At 65.2% G+C, this 20,531-nt stretch carries 17 protein-coding genes; 11 read left to right on the top strand and 6 right to left on the bottom strand.

The window, feature by feature from the left end:
* Nucleotides 1-44 precede the first annotated feature (44 nt).
* The 7 genes from AAW00_RS04975 to AAW00_RS04945 all read left to right on the top strand — a co-directional run bounded on the left by AAW00_RS04975 (nucleotide 45) and on the right by AAW00_RS04945 (nucleotide 7,076).
* On the top strand, nucleotides 45-851 hold the full coding sequence (locus AAW00_RS04975; RefSeq protein WP_047003146.1) for an LD-carboxypeptidase: 807 nt from the start codon (nucleotides 45-47) through the stop codon (nucleotides 849-851).
* Between the two features lie 14 nt (nucleotides 852-865).
* Nucleotides 866-1,798, top strand: coding sequence for an ACP S-malonyltransferase (gene fabD / locus AAW00_RS04970; RefSeq protein WP_047003145.1), 933 nt, complete (start codon nucleotides 866-868; stop codon nucleotides 1,796-1,798).
* Between the two features lie 23 nt (nucleotides 1,799-1,821).
* Complete coding sequence (locus AAW00_RS04965; protein WP_156169926.1) at nucleotides 1,822-2,424, top strand: hypothetical protein; 603 nt, start codon at nucleotides 1,822-1,824, stop codon at nucleotides 2,422-2,424.
* Between the two features lie 79 nt (nucleotides 2,425-2,503).
* On the top strand, nucleotides 2,504-4,516 hold the full coding sequence (locus AAW00_RS04960) for a beta-propeller domain-containing protein (RefSeq protein WP_052761769.1): 2,013 nt from the start codon (nucleotides 2,504-2,506) through the stop codon (nucleotides 4,514-4,516).
* 52 nt (nucleotides 4,517-4,568) lie between these two features.
* Nucleotides 4,569-5,321 carry a 3-oxoacyl-[acyl-carrier-protein] reductase gene (fabG, locus tag AAW00_RS04955; RefSeq protein WP_047003549.1) on the top strand — a complete coding sequence of 251 codons (753 nt, stop codon included), beginning with the start codon at nucleotides 4,569-4,571 and terminating at the stop codon, nucleotides 5,319-5,321.
* A 158-nt stretch (nucleotides 5,322-5,479) separates the two neighbouring features.
* On the top strand, nucleotides 5,480-6,607 hold the full coding sequence (gene dnaN / locus AAW00_RS04950) for a DNA polymerase III subunit beta (protein WP_047003143.1): 1,128 nt from the start codon (nucleotides 5,480-5,482) through the stop codon (nucleotides 6,605-6,607).
* A 1-nt stretch (nucleotide 6,608) separates the two neighbouring features.
* Nucleotides 6,609-7,076, top strand: a complete 468-nt coding sequence (locus tag AAW00_RS04945; protein ID WP_047003142.1) for a hypothetical protein — start codon at nucleotides 6,609-6,611, stop codon at nucleotides 7,074-7,076.
* Here AAW00_RS04945 and AAW00_RS04940 read toward each other — a convergent pair.
* Nucleotides 7,073-8,389 carry an FAD-dependent oxidoreductase gene (locus tag AAW00_RS04940; protein WP_047003141.1) on the bottom strand — a complete coding sequence of 439 codons (1,317 nt, stop codon included), beginning with the start codon at nucleotides 8,387-8,389 and terminating at the stop codon, nucleotides 7,073-7,075. The genes AAW00_RS04945 and AAW00_RS04940 overlap by 4 nt on opposite strands.
* Before the next feature lie 162 nt (nucleotides 8,390-8,551).
* Here AAW00_RS04940 and AAW00_RS04935 point away from each other — a divergent pair, with 162 nt between their 5' ends.
* The 4 genes from AAW00_RS04935 to AAW00_RS14875 all read left to right on the top strand — a co-directional run bounded on the left by AAW00_RS04935 (nucleotide 8,552) and on the right by AAW00_RS14875 (nucleotide 18,193).
* Nucleotides 8,552-11,341: an EAL domain-containing protein gene (locus tag AAW00_RS04935; RefSeq protein ID WP_082124916.1), complete on the top strand. Its 2,790-nt coding sequence runs from the start codon at nucleotides 8,552-8,554 to the stop codon at nucleotides 11,339-11,341.
* Nucleotides 11,342-11,472: 131 nt separating this feature from the next.
* Nucleotides 11,473-13,707 carry a putative bifunctional diguanylate cyclase/phosphodiesterase gene (locus tag AAW00_RS04930; RefSeq protein WP_241461626.1) on the top strand — a complete coding sequence of 745 codons (2,235 nt, stop codon included), beginning with the start codon at nucleotides 11,473-11,475 and terminating at the stop codon, nucleotides 13,705-13,707.
* Nucleotides 13,708-13,744: 37 nt separating this feature from the next.
* Nucleotides 13,745-15,562: a translation elongation factor 4 gene (gene lepA, locus AAW00_RS04925; RefSeq protein WP_047003139.1), complete on the top strand. Its 1,818-nt coding sequence runs from the start codon at nucleotides 13,745-13,747 to the stop codon at nucleotides 15,560-15,562.
* 99 nt (nucleotides 15,563-15,661) lie between these two features.
* Nucleotides 15,662-18,193 (top strand): TIR domain-containing protein, encoded by a 2,532-nt coding sequence (locus tag AAW00_RS14875; RefSeq protein ID WP_156169925.1) that lies wholly within the window; start codon nucleotides 15,662-15,664, stop codon nucleotides 18,191-18,193.
* 45 nt (nucleotides 18,194-18,238) lie between these two features.
* Here AAW00_RS14875 and AAW00_RS04920 read toward each other — a convergent pair whose 3' ends face one another.
* The 5 genes from AAW00_RS04920 to AAW00_RS04900 all read right to left on the bottom strand — a co-directional run bounded on the left by AAW00_RS04920 (nucleotide 18,239) and on the right by AAW00_RS04900 (nucleotide 20,483).
* Nucleotides 18,239-18,529 carry a helix-turn-helix domain-containing protein gene (locus AAW00_RS04920; protein ID WP_047003138.1) on the bottom strand — a complete coding sequence of 97 codons (291 nt, stop codon included), beginning with the start codon at nucleotides 18,527-18,529 and terminating at the stop codon, nucleotides 18,239-18,241.
* 49 nt (nucleotides 18,530-18,578) lie between these two features.
* Entirely contained in the window at nucleotides 18,579-18,917 is a 339-nt protein-coding gene (locus tag AAW00_RS04915) for a type II toxin-antitoxin system RelE/ParE family toxin (protein WP_047003547.1), read from the bottom strand.
* Nucleotides 18,918-19,028: 111 nt separating this feature from the next.
* Nucleotides 19,029-19,916: a hypothetical protein gene (locus tag AAW00_RS14215; protein WP_052761767.1), complete on the bottom strand. Its 888-nt coding sequence runs from the start codon at nucleotides 19,914-19,916 to the stop codon at nucleotides 19,029-19,031.
* Between the two features lie 81 nt (nucleotides 19,917-19,997).
* Nucleotides 19,998-20,183: a Flp family type IVb pilin gene (locus AAW00_RS04905; RefSeq protein WP_047003545.1), complete on the bottom strand. Its 186-nt coding sequence runs from the start codon at nucleotides 20,181-20,183 to the stop codon at nucleotides 19,998-20,000.
* 111 nt (nucleotides 20,184-20,294) lie between these two features.
* Entirely contained in the window at nucleotides 20,295-20,483 is a 189-nt protein-coding gene (locus AAW00_RS04900; RefSeq protein WP_047003137.1) for a Flp family type IVb pilin, read from the bottom strand.
* Nucleotides 20,484-20,531: the final 48 nt, after the last annotated feature.

Below are 20,531 nucleotides of genomic sequence, written 5' to 3'. Positions count from 1 at the left end.
CGGGCGGTGGCGCTTTGTGAAGCGGATGTTAGGGAGGGCGGGCCATGACCCGCGTCGCCCTCGTCTGCCCCGGAAAGCCCATCCGCCGCGAGCGCGCGGACGCCGTGCTGGCCTTGGCGGCAGCGGAATTCCCCCACGTAGAGCTCGCCTTCCACCCGCAATGTTTCGTGGAGCACGGCCACTTCGCCGGCGACGACGCGATGCGCCTCGCGGCCTTCGTAGAGGCTGCGAACGATCCCGACGTGGACGCGGTGTGGTTCGCCATGGGCGGCTACGGCGCCTGCCGCATCGCGCCCGAAGCCATGGCCGCACTCGGCGAGGCAACGCGTGCGAAGACTTACCTCGGCTATTCCGACACCGGCATTCTGCTCGGCGGCCTCTACCGCCACGGCATCGGCCGCCCGGCCCACGGCCCGCTCGCCGGCGACATCCGGCGAGAGGGCGGGGAGGACGCCATTCGCCGCGTGCTGCGCTTCTTCTCGGGCGAGCCCGCGCCAGAGCCGCTCGACGCCGCGCCCACGGTTGCCTTCAACCTCATGACGCTCGCCATGCTGGCGGGCACCGAACTCATGCCCGACCTCACCGGCCACGTCGTGATGGTGGAGGAGGTGGCCGAGCATCTCTACGCCGTCGATCGGCTGTTCTTCCACGTCACGCAGGCGCTGAAGGGCGCGGCGGGCCTGCGGCTGGGGCGCGTTTCCGACGTGCCGGAGAATGACCGGCCCTTCGGCATGGACGAGGTCGCCATCGCCCAATACTGGTGCGCCAAATCGGCCATTCCCTACCTCGGCCGTGCGGACATCGGCCACGACGCAGCCAACATCATCGTGCCTTTCGGCGCGCGCAATTGACAAGGATTTCCAGCATGATCGCATTCCTCTTTCCCGGACAGGGCAGCCAGAAGGTCGGCATGGGCCACGATCTCGCCCAGGCCAGCGCCGCCGCGCGCGAGGTGTTCGAGGAGGTGGACGATGCGCTGAACCAGAAGCTGTTCGCGCTGATGGGCGAGGGGCCGGAGAGCGAGCTGACCATGACCGCCAATGCCCAGCCCGCGATCATGGCCAACGCCATGGCCGTGGTGCGCGTGCTGGAGGCGGGCGGCTTCGTGCTGTCGGAGAAGGGTACGGCGGTCGCCGGACACTCGCTGGGCGAATATTCGGCGCTGGCGAGCGTGGGTGCCTTCGATCTCTCGACCACTGCCAAGCTTCTGCGAACCCGCGGCATCGCGATGCAGGACGCCGTGCCGATCGGCGTGGGCGGAATGTGCGCGCTGCTGGGGGCCGATCTCGAAAAGGCGCAGGCGCTGGCCGATGCGGCGGCGCAGGGAGACGTTTGCGAGGTCGCCAACGACAACGATCCGGGGCAGGTCGTCCTTTCCGGCCATCTCGCCGCCATCGACCGCGCGGTGGAACTGGCCAGGGACCACGGCATCAAGCGCGCGATCAAGCTGCCGGTCTCGGCGCCGTTCCATTGCTCGCTCATGCAGCCCGCCGCGCTGCGGATGCAGACCGCGCTCGGCAACACGCCGCCCGCGCCTTTCCGCCTGCCGGTCTACGCCAACGTCACCGCCGCGCCTGTTACCGACGCGGCGGAGGAGCAGCGCCTGCTGGTCGAGCAGATCACCGGCCGCGTGCGCTGGCGCGAAAGCATCGCGGCGATGGCGGACGCAGGCATAACCCATTTCGTGGAACTGGGCGGCAAGGTCGTCGGCCCGATGGTCAAGAAGATCGCACCCGATGCGACGGTGACGAGCGTGGTGAGCATGGACGAGATCGAGGCGCTGGCGGGCAGCGTCTGATCCGAACGGGAGGGCAGTACGGAATGACAATCCGCACGACATCGGCCGCCGCGCTGGCTCTGATGCTGACGCTGATTGCGACGCCGGTCGCCGCGCAAGGGACCGGGCTCGCGTGCATGGGCACGACCTATTCCTCCGAACAGTTGGCCTCGGTGCCGCGGCTCGGCGCCAGCGTCAGCGCGTCCGAGGATGTCGTCGGCACGATCATGCGGGGCGCCGGGGATCTCGCAGCGCCTGCGGTACGGACCTGCGCCGAGCGCGAGGGCTGGGACCAGGAGCGGATGCAGGCCGCCATGTTCTACGAAATGGGGCGCCTGGCGGAAATCGCGGTGCGGGGGTCTTCCGTGTTGACGCAGGGCCAGATCGCCAATCTCGATGCCGCGCTGGAAAGCGGCGACACCAGCCGCCTGTGGGAACTCGTCGAACGACAGGTGACCGAGGCGATGGGCGGGCCGGCAGCCGACCTGACGCAGGCCGACATCGCCTATCTGGGCCAGTATGTCGTCGATGCCGGAGTGATGGCGGACGAGCCGCCCGGCACGTCGCCGCTCGAGACCGGTCAAAAGGTCGGCGTGCTGCTGGCGACCATGGCGCTGCAGCGCATGGCCAGTCGCGAGTTTCCGTGACCCACCGGCGATAAATCGGCGGTTCAGGTCGCGAACGGTTTTTGTAACAGTGTCACATCAGGCTGAAGGGGAACGCCTCATGACCTTGCCGATCCGCGTCTTGCCGCTGCTCGCGGTTGCCACCGGGCTGCTCGCCGCCTGCCAGTCGGTCGCGCCGGGCGAAAGCTCGCTCGTGGCTGGCGAAGCCACGGGCGGGGGGCTCGAGGCCTTCGACGGCGAGGCGGACTTCGAGCGCTATGTGCGCCGCATGCAGGGGCTTCAGCAGCAGGAGCGGGAAGAGGCGCAGAACATCGTCGTCACCGGGTCTTCGGTCGTGTCGGCCCCGCCACCCCCTCCGCCTCCGCCACCTCCGCCACCGCCACCTCCGCCGCCTCCGCCGCCCGCTGCCTCTGTCTCCTACGATTCGCCCAGCCCGATGATCGCGGTCACGTCGGAGCGGGCAGGGGGCGAGCAGATCACCAACACGCAGGAGCAAGGCGTCGACGAGGGGGCGATCGTCAAGGACGCGGGCGACTATCTCGTCATCCTGCGGCGCGGGCGCATCTTCACCGTCCGGCATGATGGCGAAGGGGGCGGCAACGTCCTCCAGCCCGCAGGCCAGATCGATGCCTTTCCGCCCGGCACCAACAACGCCCGCGGCGCCTGGTACGACGAGATGCTGGTGCGCGGCGACCAGGTCATCGTGATCGGCTACAGCTACGGAAATTTCGGCACGGAGATCAACCGCTTCCGTCTCGGCGACGATGGCTCGTTGACCTACCGCGACACACATTACCTGCGTTCGGGCGACTATTATTCGTCCAGCAATTACGCCAGCCGCATGATCGGCGACGAGCTGATCTTCTACGCGCCCGTCGGCCTCAACTGGAGCGACTGGCGCTCCACCATGCCCGCGCTGCGCCGGGGCGGGGAGGATGGCGAGGTCGTGGCGCTGGTCGACCCGCAGGACATCTACGTCACCGAGGGGATGCGCCGCGGTAAGATGGTCCCGCAGATCGCGCACACCGTCACCCGCTGCGATCTCTCCGCCGCGGAGCTCGATTGCGACGCGACCGCCGTTCTGGGCGGCTGGGGCCGCACCTTCTACGTCTCGCCAGGTTCGGTGTATGTCTGGACGAACCCGCAGTCCGGCTACGGCCGTGCGCGAGCCATGCTCGGCCAGCTCTTCCGCCTGCCGCTCGACGGATCGCGCCCCGGCTCCGTACCGGTCGAGGGTGCGCCGATCGACCAGTTCTCCTTCACAGAGGACGCGGGCGACGGCGTGCTGCGCGTCGTGCTGCGCGCCGAGGGCAACGGCGAGGGGATGTGGGGCAGCGAGTTCTCGGGCGGGGACTTGGGCCTGCTCACCGTGCCGCTCGCCGCCTTTACCGACGGCACCCGCGAACTGCCCCAGCGCGCGCTGCGCGAATTGCCGAGCGTCGCGGGCTATCGCTTCCAGAACCGCTTCGTGGGCGACTACCTGCTCTACGCCGCGAGCAATTACGGCAACGAGACCGACGCGCGCTACTTCTACGCCGTCCCGGTCGACGGGCGCGAGGCGCAGCGCATCGAACTAACCCACGGCGTGACCCGTTTCGACGTGATGGGCAGCGATGCCATCGCCATCGGCCCGGGCCGCGAGAATGCTCTCGGCTTCTCGGCGGTGTCGCTCGGCCAGCAGGCCCGGGTGGAAGACACCTATCTGCTACCCGCCGCCAGCGAGGGCGAGGTGCGGAGCCAGGCCTTCTTCTACCGCGCAGACCCCGGTTCGCCGGGAGGCGTTTCGGGCACGCTCGGCCTGCCGGTCAGTCGCACGCGCACCGGCACGGGCGGCGAGTTCCTCGGCAACGGCTCGGCGATCTTCTTCCTGCGCCGCGACGACCGGGCGTTCTCGCCCGCAGGCGACCTCGCCAGCCGCGCCAAGGCGAGCGTGGACGACAATTGCGTGGCGAGCTGCGTCGACTGGTACGGCAACGCCCGGCCCATCTTCCTGCGCGACCGCGTGTTCGCCCTGCTCGGCTACGAATTGGTCGAGGGGCGCCTGGACAACGGCCGCATCCGCGAATTGCGCCGCGCCAATTTCATCCCGAGAGAGGCGCGGGCCGAGGATTGACCCCGGCCCCGTGAAGCGCAAGAGCACCGGCCAGCTTTTTGGAGATGGTTCGATGTTTGCACTCACCGGAATGAACGCCCTCGTCACCGGCGCCAGCGGCGGGATCGGTTCGGCGATCGCCACGGCGCTGGCCAGGCAGGGCGCGCGGGTGGCGCTGTCGGGCTCGAACGGCGGCAAGCTGCGCGCCTTTCGCGAACAGCTGATCGAGGAGGTCGGCGGCGAGCACGTCGAGATCACCTGCAATCTTTCCGACGCGACGCAGGTGGAGGAACTGGTCCCCGCCGCGCTCGATACGCTGGGCGGGCTCGACATCGTGGTGAACAACGCCGGCATCACTCGTGACAACCTCGCCATGCGGATGAAGGACGAGGAGTGGGACGAGGTGATCCGCATCAACCTCGAGGCCGCCTTCCGCCTGATGCGCGCCAGCGTTCGCCCGATGATGAAGGCGCGCTTCGGACGGCTCATCAATATCACCAGCGTCGTGGGCGCGACGGGCAATCCGGGGCAGATGAACTACACGGCGGCCAAGGCCGGCCTCGTCGGCATGTCCAAGAGCCTCGCGCAGGAGGTCGCCAGCCGCAACATCACCGTCAACTGCGTGGCCCCCGGCTTCATCCGCTCGGCCATGACCGAGGCGCTGGACGACAAGCAGAAGGACGCGATCAATGCGCGCATCCCGATGGCGCGCATGGGCGAGGGCGAGGACATCGGCGCCGCCGTCGCCTATCTCGCCAGCCGCGAGGCGAGCTACGTCACCGGACAGGTGCTGCACGTCAACGGCGGCATGGCGATGCTGGGCTGAGCCTCCTTCCAGTTTTCCCCAGCGAATCCGGTCTCCCGCGGCCAAATCCTTGCCCGTATCCGCCCTGCCGCTAAGGGTAATCGGGCAATTTACCGGCGCTGGCAGGCGATTCCGGGGTCTCCCGGACAACACGGCGCACGAATGGGGAAGAACTTGCGATGAAGGTCACCATCGAACGCGCCGAGCTCCTGCGGAGCCTCAGCCACGTGCAGAGCGTGGTAGAGCGGCGCAACACCATCCCGATCCTCTCCAACGTGCTGATCGAGGCGGAAGATGGCGGCCACGTCCGCATGATGGCGACCGACCTCGACCTGCAGGTGGTGGACAACCTGCGCGCCAACCGGGTGGAGCGCGCGGGCGCCATCACCGTCTCGGCCCACCTGCTGTTCGACATCGCGCGCAAGCTGCCCGACGGCAGCGAGGTCAGCCTCGACTGCGCGGAAAATCGCATGGAGATCAAGGCCGGGCGCAGCCGCTTCAAGCTGCCGACCCTGCCGCGCGACGATTTCCCTGTGATCGTGGAAGGCGACCTGCCGACCAGCTTCGAGGTGCCCGCCAAGACGCTGGCCGAGCTGATCGACCGCACGCGCTTCGCCATCTCTACCGAGGAAACGCGGTATTACCTCAACGGCATCTTCCTCCACGTTTCGGACGAGGACGGCGGCGTGCTGAAGGCCGCGGCGACCGACGGCCACCGCCTCGCCCGCTTCACCCTGCCGCGCCCCGCCGGGGCCGAGGGCATGCCCGACGTCATCGTGCCGCGAAAGGCCGTGGCGGAGCTGCGCAAGCTGCTGGAGGAAGCGACCGAGGGTAGCGTGCAGGTCGACCTCAGCCCCAGCAAGATCCGCTTCACGCTGGGCGGCGAGGGCGGGGTGGTGCTGACCAGCAAGCTGATCGACGGCACCTTCCCCGATTACAGCCGCGTGATCCCGACCGGCAACGACAAGCTGCTAAAGGTCGATCCCAAGAGCCTGTTCGCCGGCGTCGACCGCGTGGCGACGATCGCCACCGAGAAGACCCGCGCGGTCAAGATGGGCCTGGAAGCGGACAAGGTGACGCTGACCGTCACCAGCCCCGACAACGGCAACGCGGTGGAGGAAGTGAGCTCGCAGTACGGCTCCGACCCGCTGGAGATCGGTTTCAACGCCGGCTACCTCAAGGACATTCTCGCCCAGCTCGGCAACGACACGGTGGAACTCCACTTCGCCGACGCCGGCGCGCCGACGCTAATCCGCGAGAACGAGAAGAGCGCGGCGCTCTACGTGCTCATGCCGATGCGGGTTTAAGGTGTCGACGAGTGATGAGCATCTGGCAATCCTCTTTATCGTTGCCTTTCCCTTTGCATTCATCGCGTTGGGTTGGCTTGTCTTGAAGTTGCTGCATTTGCTTTCGGGCTGGGAGTGGCTCGAAAACAAGTACCCCGATCGGGTTGATAACGCGCTTTGGCGAATTTCGCGGGTTAGCGGAGTAATGGGAAACGCTCCGCCTTTTGGTACTAGTTTGTCGCGCACGTTGACACTCGAGGTCTGCGACGCCGGCATTCGCGTTCGCAACGGTTTCCCATTTTCGCTGCTTTGGCATCCCTTCTTTGTTCCTTATGAGGAAATTGAGATCAGATCGCACCACATTCTCTTCAGGTACTACGTAAAGATGATCTTCGGGCGACCGGAGGTAGGCAATCTCGCTCTGCGTCCAAGCGCCGCGGCCAAGTTGGCCCGCGCCTCGCAAGGGAAACTTGACTTGCCCTGCGCTTAAGTCAGGGCCCTGATCATCGCCTCGATATCGACGAACTTCTCGCGCGGCGATCCCTCGCGCGCAGCGCGCTCCTCGGCTTCCTCGATGCGCTTCCAGTCCTTGAACGTCACCACGTCCAGCCCGCGCTCCGCCGCCAGCGCGTCGAAGCCCGCGCGGCCCTGCTTGCCGCCGTTGCCGAGCCTGCCCGCCGCCACGTCCTCGGCGATGGCGTCGACCACCGCGAACCCGTCGGGCTTGTTGGTGCCGATGGTGCCCGACGGCCCACGCCGGGCCCAACCGACGCAGTATAGGCCGGGTAGGATCCGCCCAGCGTCGTTGGCGAAGCGGCCCTCGCGCTCGTCGAAGGGGACACCGGGGATGGGGTGGGTGCGATAGCCGATGCAGGAAACGACCATGTCGGCGCGCAGCCGCTCCACCTCGCCCGTGCCCACCGCGCGCCCACGCTCGAGCACGGTGCGCTCGACCTCGATCGCCTCCACCTTGCCGTCCCCCAGCAGCGCGACCGGCTGGGCGAAGAAGGCGAACTCGATGGCGACGCGCTTTTCGGCGCGGATATGTTCGGGGGTGGCGGCGAATTCGCGGATCAGGGTGACGGACTTGCGCAGGCCGGGCTCGAGCATGGCATCCTCGCCCGCGTCGGGAAGGTCGCGAGCATCGACGTGGGGCGCGGCGCGTTCAAGGTGCGCCAGTTCGCCCAATTCCTTAGGCGTCATCATGATCTGGTGCGGGCCGCGCCGGCCGAGGATGATCACCCGCTCGATCCGGCTCGCCTCCAGCGCCTGGTAGGCATGGGCGACGATGTCACTGCCCGCCAATTCCTCCGGCGTCTTGGCGAGGATCCGTGCCACGTCGAGCGCGACGTTGCCCATGCCGATGACCACCGCCGTGGTGCCCGATAGGTCGGGATTGAGTTGGGCGAACTGCGGGTGGCCGTTGTACCAGCCGACGAAGGCCGCGCTGCCGAAGACGTTGGAAAGCTCCGCCCCCGGCAGGCCCAGCTCGCGGTCGCTCGGCGCGCCGGTCGCCAGCACCACGGCATCGTAGAGCGATTGGATTTCGGCCACTTCGACGTCGCGGCCAACGGCCACGTTGCCGACGAAACGGACGTTGTCTGTCAGCGCGGTCTTCTCGTAGCGGCGCGAGACGCCCTTGATCGACTGGTGATCGGGCGCGACGCCGGTGCGGATGAGGCCGTAGGGCACCGGCAGCAGGTCGAAGATGTCGACGCGAACGTCGTCTCCGAAGGCCTTTTGCGCCGCTTCCGCCGTGTAATATCCCGCCGGGCCCGAGCCGATGATCGCGATATGCCGCATAGGTTTCCCGCCCGCCTCCAGCGCCCTCTTCCGCGGCCATCTTAACCATTTCGCCTGCCGCGGCAATGCGCCCGACCACCGCCTTGTCCGGCGTCCGGAAGAGCCCTCGGAAAATTGCCGAGGATTAACCGTTCCCCAAGGGGTTTGCGGCAAGGCAGTGCCATGAACCGTGCCACACGTCTGGTCAGGCAACAGGCATCGCAATCTTCCGAGCCCGCTCGCGAAGAGAAGCGATCGAACGTGCCTGCTCCGGTCAGGCCGGTCGCACCGCCGCCGCAAGCCCGCCAGGCGCTGCGGCGCGACCAGTCCGAGCGCGATCCCGAGGCAATTCGCCCGCGCGGCGATCTCGACCGGCGGGACCATTCGCGGCGCACGCCGGAAATCGACCGCGCCTTCAACGCGCCCGAGCTGTTCAATCCGGAAAAACACTGGTTCCCGCGGACCTGGCCGTACCTGGTGCTGAGCATGGTGGCGACCATCGCCTTCTGCACCATCGCCTCGGTCAAGTTCCCGCGCGTTACGACACTCGCCATCATGCTGGCCGCGATCGCCTGCGCCGCGCTGGTGCGGCAGGTACACGACCTCGTGCTCGAGCGCGGCCGCGTCGCCAAGACGTTGGGCATGGTCGCTGTCGTCGTGGTGCCGATGTTCCTGTTCGGCCTCGGCCTGACGATATGGGCCCGCAACGGCGGCATCGCCTGGGACGTATCGCTGGCGGGATTGCTGTGCATCAGCGGCATCGCCGCGACCTATCTTCGCCGACAGCCCGCGGCGATTTTCGGGGCGCAGCTGGCGCTTTGGAGTGCGGCCGTGGTGATCCACTCCTCGCTTGCCGGAATGATGGGCCTCGCCGTCGCCTTCGTCGTCGCCGCGCTGGTGACGCGGGAGCAGATGAACGTGCAGCGCGTCGAACGCGACCGGCTGGACGCGCAGGAACGAGCGATGACGCGCGCGCGCGACATTCTCGCCGATTACGAGGAAACCGGGCAGGGCTGGTTCTGGGAAACCGATCGTCGCTCGCTGCTGACCTACGTGTCTCCACCCGTCGCCAAGGCGCTCAAGCGCAATCCCGACCGCCTGCTCGGCCAGCCGCTGACCAAGCTGTTCGATCTCGAGGATACCGGCGACGAGGGCGAGCGCACGCTGAAATTCCACCTTTCCGCCCGATCGGCCTTCGGCGAGCTGCCGGTGCGTGCCGCCATCGACCAGGAAGAACGCTGGTGGTCGATCAGCGGGCGCCCGATTTACGACCAGTTCGACAATTTCGTCGGCTTCCGCGGCTCTGGCACCGACCTGACGGAGAAACGGCGCAGCCAGGAGCAGGCGACCCGCCTTGCGCGCTACGACGCCCTGACCGGCCTCGCCAACCGCTTCCAGATGTCGCAGGCGCTCGAACGCATCCTCGAGGCGCCGGTGGAGGCGAACCGCCATTGCGCCGTCATGCTGCTGGACCTCGACCGGTTCAAGCAGGTCAACGACACGATGGGGCACCCGGCGGGCGACGCGCTGCTCAAGCAGGTGTCGGGGCGGTTGGAGCGGGCGGTCGGAACGATGGGCCAGGTCGGTCGGCTGGGCGGCGACGAGTTCAAGGTGATCGTGCCCACGCGGGTCGAGGAAGCGACGCTGGTGGCGCTCGCCCGCGAGATCATCCACTCGCTGTCGCAGCCCTATTCGATCGACGGACAGCGCGTGGTGATCGGTGCCTCGATCGGCATTGCCGTTTCGCCGGAACACGGCGACAATTCCGAGGAGATCATCCGCAACGCCGACCTTGCGCTCTACGCTGCGAAGGACGGCGGGCGAGGGCGCCACCATTTCTATGCCGAGGACCTGCACGCGGCGGCAGAGGCCAAGGCCAAGCTGGAAGAAGACCTGCGCGACGCGCTCGCCAACGGCGAGCTGGAACTGCACTACCAGCCGGTCGTGTCGATGGCGACGGACCGGATTTCCGGCTTCGAGGCGCTGCTGCGCTGGCATCATCCGGTCAAGGGATGGATACCGCCCGACAAGTTCATCGCCATCGCGGAGGACAGCGGGCTGATCCAGCCCATCGGCGAGTGGGCGCTGCGCCAGGCGTGCAGCGATCTTGCCCGGTGGCCGGACGAGGTGCGCGTGGCGGTGAACGTATCGCCGGTGCAGTTCTCCAACACGCAGCTGCCCGCCATCGTCGCCAGCGCCATCGCCAGCGCTGGCATTCGCGCATCGCGGCTGGAGCTGGAGATTACCGAGAGCGTGTTCCTGGGCGACGACGAGGGCACGGACGCCATGTTCTCGGCGCTCAAGCGCATCGGTGTGCGGCTGGCGCTCGACGATTTCGGCACCGGCTATTCCTCGCTCGGCTATCTGAAGAAGGCGCCGTTCGACAAGATCAAGATCGACCAGAGCTTCGTGCGCGGCATGACCGAGCCAGGCAGCCGCAACGGCGCGATCATCACCTCCATCACCAGCCTCGCCAAGTCTTTGGGCATGGACACCACGGCCGAGGGCGTGGAAACCCACGACGAGCTCGACCTCATCCGCAAGCACGGGTGCAGTCACGTGCAGGGATACATCTTCGACAAGCCGCTAGACGCCGAGCAGACCAGGGCGCGCATCGAGAGCGGATTGCAGGCCATCGCCAAGGGCCCCAAGTCGAGCCGCGCCCCGCGCCAGACGATGCTGCGGCGCGTGGTGCTCGACCATTCGGGGCATCTCTACAACGGGCAGGTGCGCAACATCTCGACCACAGGCGCGATGATCGAAGGCCTGTGGAACGTGCCGCCGGCCACCGTCTTCGCGCTCAGGCTCGCCGAGAATTTCGCCGTCGCCTGCATCACCATCTGGAGCGAAGACGACCGGATGGGGGTGCGCTTCGCAGAGCCGTTGCAACGCGACAAGGCGGGCCAGCTCATCGCGCTGCACGGCAAGCCTCCGCAGCATGCGGGGACCACCGACGAGCAGGCATCCGGATAAGGCCGCACACTTAGCGAAATCGTAAGGAGCCATGCGTAAATTGCGAATTTACGGATGGGCGTGCCGTCATCGGACGGCGCGCGGTTGTCCGCGACGCGTCGAAGGAGCCGGGTGCGATGGGAGTGCGTGGCATGTTCAGGACCTTGGGCGGCCATGGAGCCGATCCCGTCCGCGTGCCCGATGCCGAAGCCGCCGCCGCTGCCGTCGCTACCGTCAGCCCGCTCAAGGACAGCGAGCGCCTCGCCCTGCTAGACAGCTTCGAACAGAGCGGCGTTGCCTGGCTGTGGTCGACCGATGCCGAGGGGCGGGTGACATACCTGTCTCCGACCGCCAGCGAATGTCTCGCCGGTGCGGGCACGATCCTCGGCCAGCCGTTTGGGAAGCTGTTCGAAACCGTGCGCGATGGCGATCACGAGCACGGCGGCCGGCCGCTGTCCTTCATGATGAGCGCGCGCACCAGGTTCAGCGATCAGACGGTGCGCTTGCAGCGCGTCGAGGGCGCGTCGCCCGAAGCGGGCAAGGAAATGTGGTGGAGCCTGTCGGGCAAGCCGCATTTCAATCACAAGCAGGAATTTCAGGGCTATCGTGGCAGCGCGAAGGACGTGACCGCCACTTACCAGCAGCAGCGCGACCGCTCGCGCATGGCCGAATACGATTCGCTGACCGGCCTCGCCAACCGGCACCGGATGAATCGGCGGCTCGATGCGATCCTGACCGCCTACCGCGTGGAGAAGCGCAGCTGCGCGCTGGTCATGCTCGATCTCGACCGCTTCAAGGCCGTTAACGACACGCTGGGCCATCCGGCGGGCGACGAGCTGCTTCGGCAGGTCGGGCAGCGGCTCCAGCGCATCGTGCCCGAAAGCGCGGAGGTGGGCCGCCTGGGCGGCGACGAATTCCAGATCATCCTGCCCGATATCGACGATCGCGGCCGGCTCGGCGATATCGCCAATCGCATCATCCAGATGATCTCGCAGCCCTATTCGATCGAAGGCAGCCGGGCGACGATCGGCACCTCGATCGGCGTCGCCGTCGCGCCGTACGACGGGATCGAGCCGGCCGAACTGGTCAAGGCCACCGACCTCGCGCTCTATGCGGCCAAGGGCGGTGGACGCGGACAGTTCCGCTTCTATTCCAACGATCTCAAGGAAACCGCGCAGGATCGGCGCGAGATCGAGGAGGACCTGCGCGACGCGCTGGCCCGAGGCGAGCTGGAAATGCATTACCAGCCCTCGGTCGACGCGCGCACCCACATCGTGCGGGGTTTCGAGGCGCTGATGCGCTGGAACCATCCCGAACGCGGCATGATGAGCCCGGCCGTTTTCATCCCTATTGCCGAGGACAGCAACCTCATCGAGGAACTGGGCGAATGGGCGCTGCGGCAGGCGTGCAAGGACGCCGCGCAATGGCCTTCCGACATCTGCGTGGCGGTGAACGTCTCCGCCCAGCAATTCGCCAACGACGATCTGCCTCAGATCGTCTCACGCGCGATTGCGGCGGCGGGCATTGAGCCCAGACGGCTAGAGCTGGAAATCACCGAGAGCGTCTTCATGGGCGATGCCGGGACCACCGATGCCATGTTCCAGCGGCTGCGCAAGCTCGGCGTGAAGCTGGCGCTCGATGACTTCGGCACCGGCTATTCCTCGCTCAGCTACTTGCGCCGCGCGCCGTTCGACAAGATCAAGATCGACCAGAGCTTCATCCGCGGGTGCAGCGAGCCGGACGACACGGCCTGCGCGATCATCACCGCCATCGTCTCGCTGGCCAAGGCGATGAACATGACGACCACCGCGGAGGGCGTGGAGGCGCTCGACGAGCTCGACCAGATTGCCGGTCTCGGCGCAGACCTGGTGCAGGGTTTCATCTTCTCGCGCGCGGTCGGACAGGAAGACGTGCTCGACAAGCTGGAAAGCGGAGAACTGCGCTACGAGCCCGTCGGCCCGGCCAAGCACCGCGCCGATCGCCGCACGCTGTTCCGCCGCGTGGGCGTGATCCACGAGGACCACCACTACAGCGCCATGCTGCGCGATCTCTCGCGCACCGGCGCTCGGATCGAGGGGCTGGTGGACGTGCCGGTCGGCACGCAGCTGGTGCTCGACCTCGGCGAGGGACAACTGGTCGTCGGCACCGTCCAGCGCTCGCAGGACGCGACGCAGGGCCTGTCGTTCGAGACGCCGCTGGTCAGCGACGGGGCAGGGGGCCTGTGCACCCGCCACCGCGTGTCTCCCTACATGCTTGCCTCCGCCGGAATGCCGCTCCAGGCCCTGCCTGCGGGCCACTACGCGCCCCCGGTGGAGCGCCGCTCCTCCCAGTCGCGCCCGCGCTTCCTGCAGGTGGACATCACGATGGGTTCGGCCCGCGCCGGATAAAATTGCAGCATGCTGGCGACCCCGCTAGAGGCGCGCCATGACCGACCTGTCTCTCATCCGCAATTTTAGCATTATCGCCCACATCGACCACGGCAAGTCCACCCTCGCGGACCGTCTCATCCAGGCGACCGGCGGGTTGACCGACCGTGAGATGAGCGAGCAAGTCCTTGATAACATGGACATCGAGAAGGAACGCGGCATCACCATCAAGGCGCAGACCGTGCGCCTGAATTACACCGCGAAGGACGGCAAGACCTACGAGCTCAACCTCATGGACACGCCCGGCCACGTCGACTTCGCCTACGAGGTCAGCCGCAGCCTGGCCGCGTGCGAGGGCGCGCTGCTGGTGGTGGACGCGGCCCAGGGGGTGGAGGCGCAGACGCTCGCCAACGTCTACCAGTCAATCGAGCACGACCACGAGATCGTCCCCGTCATCAACAAGATCGACCTGCCCGCTGCAGAGCCCGACAAGGTCAAGGCCGAGATCGAGGAGATCATCGGCCTCGATGCCAGCGAAGCCGTGCTCACCAGCGCCAAGAGCGGCATCGGCATCGCCGACGTGCTCGAGGCCGTGGTCGCCAAGATCCCGCCGCCCAAGGGCGACCGCGACGCGCCGCTGAAGGCCATGCTGGTCGACAGCTGGTATGACCCCTACCTCGGCGTGGTCATCCTAGTGCGCGTGATCGACGGCGCCATCCGCAAGGGGCTGGACGTGAAGTTCATGCAAGGCGGCACCCAGCACCTGGTCGACCGCGTCGGCTGCTTCACCCCCAAGCGCACCGACCTGCCGGAGATCGGCCCGGGCGAGATCGGCTTCATCACCGCGCAGATCAAGGAGGTGGAGCAGGCCCGCGTCGGCGACACCATCACCACGGTCAAGGGCGGGGCGGCAGAGGCCCTCAAAGGGTACAAGGAAGTGCAGCCCGTGGTCTTCTGCGGCCTGTTCCCGGTCGACGCGGCGGACTTCGAGAAGCTGCGCGAGAGCATCGGCAAGCTGCGCCTGAACGATGCGAGCTTCAGCTACGAGATGGAATCGAGCGCCGCGCTGGGCTTCGGCTTTCGCGCGGGCTTTCTCGGCCTGCTGCACCTCGAGATCATCCAGGAGCGCCTGAGCCGCGAATACGACCTCGACCTCATCACCACCGCGCCATCGGTCGTCTACCGCGTCCACCTCGGCAAGACGAAGAACGAGGACGCGAAGACCATCGACATCCACAACCCCGCCGACTGGCCCGACCCCAACCGCATCGACACCATCGAGGAGCCGTGGATCAAGGCGGTGATCTACACGCCCGACGAATACCTCGGCGCGATCCTGAAGCTGTGCCAGGACCGCCGCGGCATCCAGACCGACCTCACCTACGTGGGCGGCCGCGCGCAGGTGACCTACGAGCTGCCGCTGAACGAGGTCGTATTCGACTTCTACGATAGGTTGAAAAGCATCAGCCGAGGCTATGCCTCCTTCGATTACGAGCAGATCGGCCTTCGCGAAGGCGACCTCGTGAAGATGAACATCCTCGTCAACAACGAGCCGGTCGACGCGCTATCGCTGATCGTCCACCGGGGCGTTGCCGAGGAACGCGGCCGCGGCATGTGCGAGCGCCTGAAGGACCTCATCCCCCGCCACCTGTTCAAGATCCCCATCCAGGCCGCGATCGGCGGCAAGGTGATCGCCCGCGAAACCATCGCCGCCCTGCGCAAGGACGTGACCGCCAAATGCTACGGCGGCGACATCACGCGCAAGAAGAAGCTGCTGGAGAAGCAGAAGAAGGGCAAGGCGCGGATGCGGGAGTATGGCAATGTGAGCATTCCGCAGGAGGCGTTTATTGCGGCGTTGCGGATGGGGGAGGAGTGAGGGGTTTTCATCCGTCAAATACGAAGTACACCGTAAGGGTGGCAGCTGCGCCTTTCTAAGAGCGGTCGCGGTGGCTGAGGTCTTGGAGGGGCCGAGAGAATGTATCCAGTATTTTTCTCGGTATCGTCTCAGGATATCGCATTTGCAGAGGCGGTTTGGGAATACTTCTCCGCCGACAAGATCTACCTTTATTCAAAATCTGGAGAGGAAGGCGTCGAACTCTGGGAGGAGATAGCCGAAAGAGCGCTGCCTGAGAGCCGCCTATATGTGGCATTCTGGTCGAAGCATTTTGTGACAGCTCCTGGCGCGGTGGCAGAGCTGCACCAAGCGGCCCAGCTCGCCAGGCAGGGAGTTCTCAAGCCTTTAGTCCTTCGCTTAGACGATTATCCAATCAAATACGATCCAGCTCTGGGCGTACCTCGGGATATATTCGACTCCTTAGATTCGATATTAGATGTACGAACCTCAAGAACATCTATCAATGTGCAAGATGCGCGGCACTTGGTCGATAAAGTGTCTGAGACGCTACTATCCCAAGATCATCCACAGCTGATCAGAGGAGATGTGGAAAACGTTATTTCGGACATCTCGAAGAAGGACAGATTTCTCTCGTTTCCGGCCCTTTGGTTGTCTGGTTATAACGGCGTAGGACGTCAGACATTAGCGGCCAATTTCCATCGACGGTTTTCGCCGAATGCGCGGCCCATCGTCGTTGATGTGAACGAAACGTCTCTCCCAAATCAAATAAAGTTACGTCTCGATGACGAGGGTCTCGGCGCTACCATTGATGAGCTTCGAGACGAGGTGGAAAATGCAGAGGACATAGATGGTCTATTAAAAACAATTGGGAGGATTCACGACTCTGGAAATTATGTTGTCTTAAGGCAGAGACGCATCGTCGAGGAGGGGCTGGAACTGCCTGAGTGGATGGACGATGTAATCAATGGATTGACCGCAAGTACCCGGCCAAAAGTGTACGTCATCTCGCAGATGCCTCTTTCAGCTACGCGGCGTGCGAGGTGCGAAGGGAATCTGGCTGATTACAGAATTTCCACTGTAGCCGAGGATGAGCTGAAAGAGTTTGCTTATAAGCTCATAGGCCATTTCGATAAGCATCCGGAGCGTTGGGACGAGCAAAGCATCGATGCTGTAATTCGCGCGGCAGCGGGCACAGTTGGAATGCTGGTAACCATCATCCGATCGGCATCACGCATCCAAGACTTTGACCAGATTGGCGAGATGGTCGGCCGCGAAGCTGACAAAATGGGTGAGTCCATCTCAGTCTACGCGAGATGGGCGTTTAATCAAATTGAAGAACTCGATTCCGAGAAGAAGGTGCTCGTCTTCCTGAACGATGTCAGCCCGTGCGATCCAATAGATTTAGAAGCGGCCATCAAGCCTAACCGTCCCATGACGCGGATTCTTGGGAAGCTTCTAGACTTAGGACTTGTCGAAAGAGATGTTGCAGGTCTTTACAGACTTACACCGCTTCTTTCACGGCGCCTTAGCCGAGACCTTATCAGATCAGACCTATTGGTATGGCAGCGAGCTACACTGCGTAGCTTCGCTTCTACGGGGCTCGAGATTGACGACGGCGAACACGAGTACGTGCGAATTGAGGCGCGCCTCCAAGCTGCAATGTGGGCCGGCGAGACGGAGCTACCTGAGGGGATACGAGATTTCCAATCAGCTGCGCATTGGTTTCAAGCCGGTGTGCGACTTTATCACGCTCGTCATCGCGATGCAGCATATCGCGTTCTCAAAAAGGCTTTCGAAAAAAGATCTGCGTTTCGGGATGCGTCGCGGTTCGAGCTCATCAGATATTTTGGCCTCAGCGCGGTCCGAAATCACAAGGACGCCGAGGCCGATCTCTGCATCACTCTATTAAAATATGACCATAGGACGTCTGATCTTGCGATCTATCTTGAAGCTTTCAAGCTCGAGACGCAGCGTCACTACATTCAGGCGGCGAAGAAGTATGAAGATGCGCTAACCGCCGCAGCGGGAAAAAGTGATAGGCAGCAGAGGATACTTAGAGCTCTGGTTTATTGCATATTGAACACTCCGCATCCGGATTACGTCAAGGCTGAGAAGTACGCGAAGCAATCGGTCCGATTGAAGGAGACAGTGTTCAGTCTGATGGCGTTGGCTCGAGTGTACTTGGAATGGTACTATAGGCCCAGAGGTTCTTCGGTGCCAAGGAGTGTCCGCGAGCAATATGATCTAATATTAGATAAGTTGCGGGATGAACGAATCGGAGGCAGCGCATATCATGAGGTCCGCGCACAGGAACTTGAATATTTGAATAGATACCCGGAGGCCATTGCCGAGCTAGACTTTGCCTTGCGAGTTGATTCGAGATTTGAGCTGCGAACAGATCGCTGGATGATGATGGCACGTTCGCGAGATAAGGCCATTGCTGTACAGGTAATCGATGAACTTGAAGCAGCGTCGCGTGATCCGCGCTACGTAGGAACTTGGGGCGCGCATCTACGGCGTTTAACGGAAATATATGCTAAGGCTCTGTCGGTGCTGGGTCGTCTCAACGCAAACAGGCTTGCTCAGTTTGCGCCTTCCTTGGAAGGCCACGTAATCGCGTCAACCGTTTCTCGTGCGCGGACGGACCCGTGACTCGAGAGTTATGTGACAGCGGAATTACGGGACAGTATAGTTATCTCACCCCGCCGCCCGCTCAATCAGCGCCAGCGCCGCCTTCGGGTCCGCATCCACCATCCCCAGCAGCGTCCGCGCGGGGGCATCCGGCGAGCGCCGGTGCTGCTCCCAGTCGCGCACGGTGCCGACCGGCACGCGCAGCATGGCGGCGAACTTGGTCTGGCTGAGCTTGGTCTTGGCGCGGATGGCCTTGACGTCGGGGCCTGCGGCGACGCGGCCCTTGGTGGTGTCGCCTTCCATGTAGGCGATGGCATCGGCCAGTCCGGCCGCGATCTTGTCGAATGCTTTACCCATTACATTTGGGCCTCCATGCCCGTTACCCGGTCCTGAGTGACCTTGGTCATTACCTCGCGCTTAGACTGCCCCTCAAAGTTCCCGTGAACGAGCGAAGCGCGTTGCGCTCGCCTTGGGTCAGGTTTGCTTTCTCGTCTTTGCCGAACACGGTCAGCAGGAACACCGGAATGTCGCTGCCGCCGAAGTACCAGACGATGCGATAACCGCCGGACTTTCCTTTGCCGCGACCAGCAAGTCGCGCCTTGCGGACGCCGCCCGTGCCCTGCATCACATCGCCCGCTTCCGGATTGTCCGCGACCAGATCGACCGCAGCCACCATCTCGTCCACGCTCATCCCGGCGTCCTTGGTGGCGCGCAGGTAGCTTTCGGTCTCGATGACGGTCTGCATGAAGGTGGTCATACGGCAATGCCGTAGTGTTGGCAAGACCGTTTGAAGCGTGTTGCCGCGCTGCCTTGCCGTCGGCCCACCCCCAGCCCCTCCCGCAGGCGGGAGGGGAGGCTATCCCTCCTCCCGCCGCGCCCTGTTGCGCGCCGCGCCGCCGAAGGGGTCCTGGGCGGCGGACCAGTCTTCGTAGGTCGGCGGGCCGGCGGGTTCGGGGTCTCGTTTTGCGCCGGGTAGGTAGGGGAGCATCTGGCGGGACGGGGCGTGGGGGTTGGGCTTCTCGAGCGAGAATGTGCCCGGGCCGTCGCCCGACCCCTCGTCGTCCCCGTCGCCCCGGCCCAGCCGCGCGTCGTCCATCCAGCTGTAGCCTTCGCGGCGGTCGCGCTCCATGCTGGCCTGCCAGGCGGCGTGCAGGCGGCGGGTGCGCGGGCTCATCAGGGTGTCGGCCTGCGCCTTCATCCGCTCCAGCTTGGCGGTGAGGCTGGCGAAGATGGCCTCCTCGTCTTCCTCCGCCTCCAGCGCCTTGGCCTTTTCCCACTCGGCGCGCCATTCCTTCTTCAGCCGCCGCAGGGTCTGCTTGTCGACCGCGTTCATGCCGCGCGCCCCGTCCGCGGCGAAGCGCTTGGGTGCGCGGTTCCTCAGCATGAACATCAGCAGCCGGTCGTTGTAGATGGTGCGGGTGCCGACGATCTTGCCGTATGAGTAGACCGGCTCCTGCACGCCGTTCAGCGCGCGGTCCATGGCGACATCCTCGACCCGCTGCATGCCGATGTCGAGCGCGGCCTCCCACGCCTTGCGGAAGGTGCCCGCCTCCGGGTGGCGGCGCAGGAGGTAGGCGCTCTCGGGCGTCATCCCCACGCTGTTGGCGGCTGCGCGGATGGAGCCGTAGTCGGCCAGCGCCTCGATGAATTCGCGTTGCCGGTCGGGCGTCCACCCGTCGTAGCGCTGGCACTTGCGCGGCACGGGGGCGAATGCGGGCAGGGTGGTGCGGGGCTTGGCGGGCATGGCCCGCGCCCGTGGAGCGCCCGCAAGGCTGTAGGAAAGCGGTTTGTCGCCGCTCTCCCCGGCTGGCCCTGCCGGTTCGCCTTACTGGTTTGCGGTGTTGGCCGTGCTGAGCTCTGTGTCGATGTTGTTGAACGTGGTCGACAGCTCGTTGCCCAGGCTCTGCAGCGCGGCGATCGCGGCGACGGCGATCAGCGCGGCGATGAGGCCGTACTCGATGGCGGTGGCGCCGGTCTCGTCGGCGCGGAGGCGGTGGAAAAGGCTCGTCATGGCATGGTCCGGTTGCTCGTCCGCACCGCTTGCGGACCGCCGGAAAATGCGCGGCAAAGGGTTGGCGTCGGCTCAACCGGAATGGTTAACCGGGCCCTGATGCGCCGCGCGTCAGTTGCGCGGCACGTTGGCTGCGTCGTGGTACTGGGTGCCGACGGTCTCGTAGTGGCTCTCGACGGAGTTCCCCATCGTCATCATCGTACCCAGCAGGGCGATGCCGATCTGCATGGCGAGGAGGCCATACTCGATCGAGGTCGCGCCGCGCTGGTCGGCGGCGATACGGATTGCAATGCTTTTCATGGCCACGGCCCCCCAGTTGCCAAGTGTCGTTCGAGCGGAGGTTTAGGC

It is taken from the genome of Aurantiacibacter luteus, assembly GCF_001010945.1.
GTDB lineage: Bacteria > Pseudomonadota > Alphaproteobacteria > Sphingomonadales > Sphingomonadaceae > Alteraurantiacibacter > Alteraurantiacibacter luteus.
Note: the sequence above shows the minus strand (reverse complement) of the source record. Positions and strands in the feature narration are given on the sequence as shown.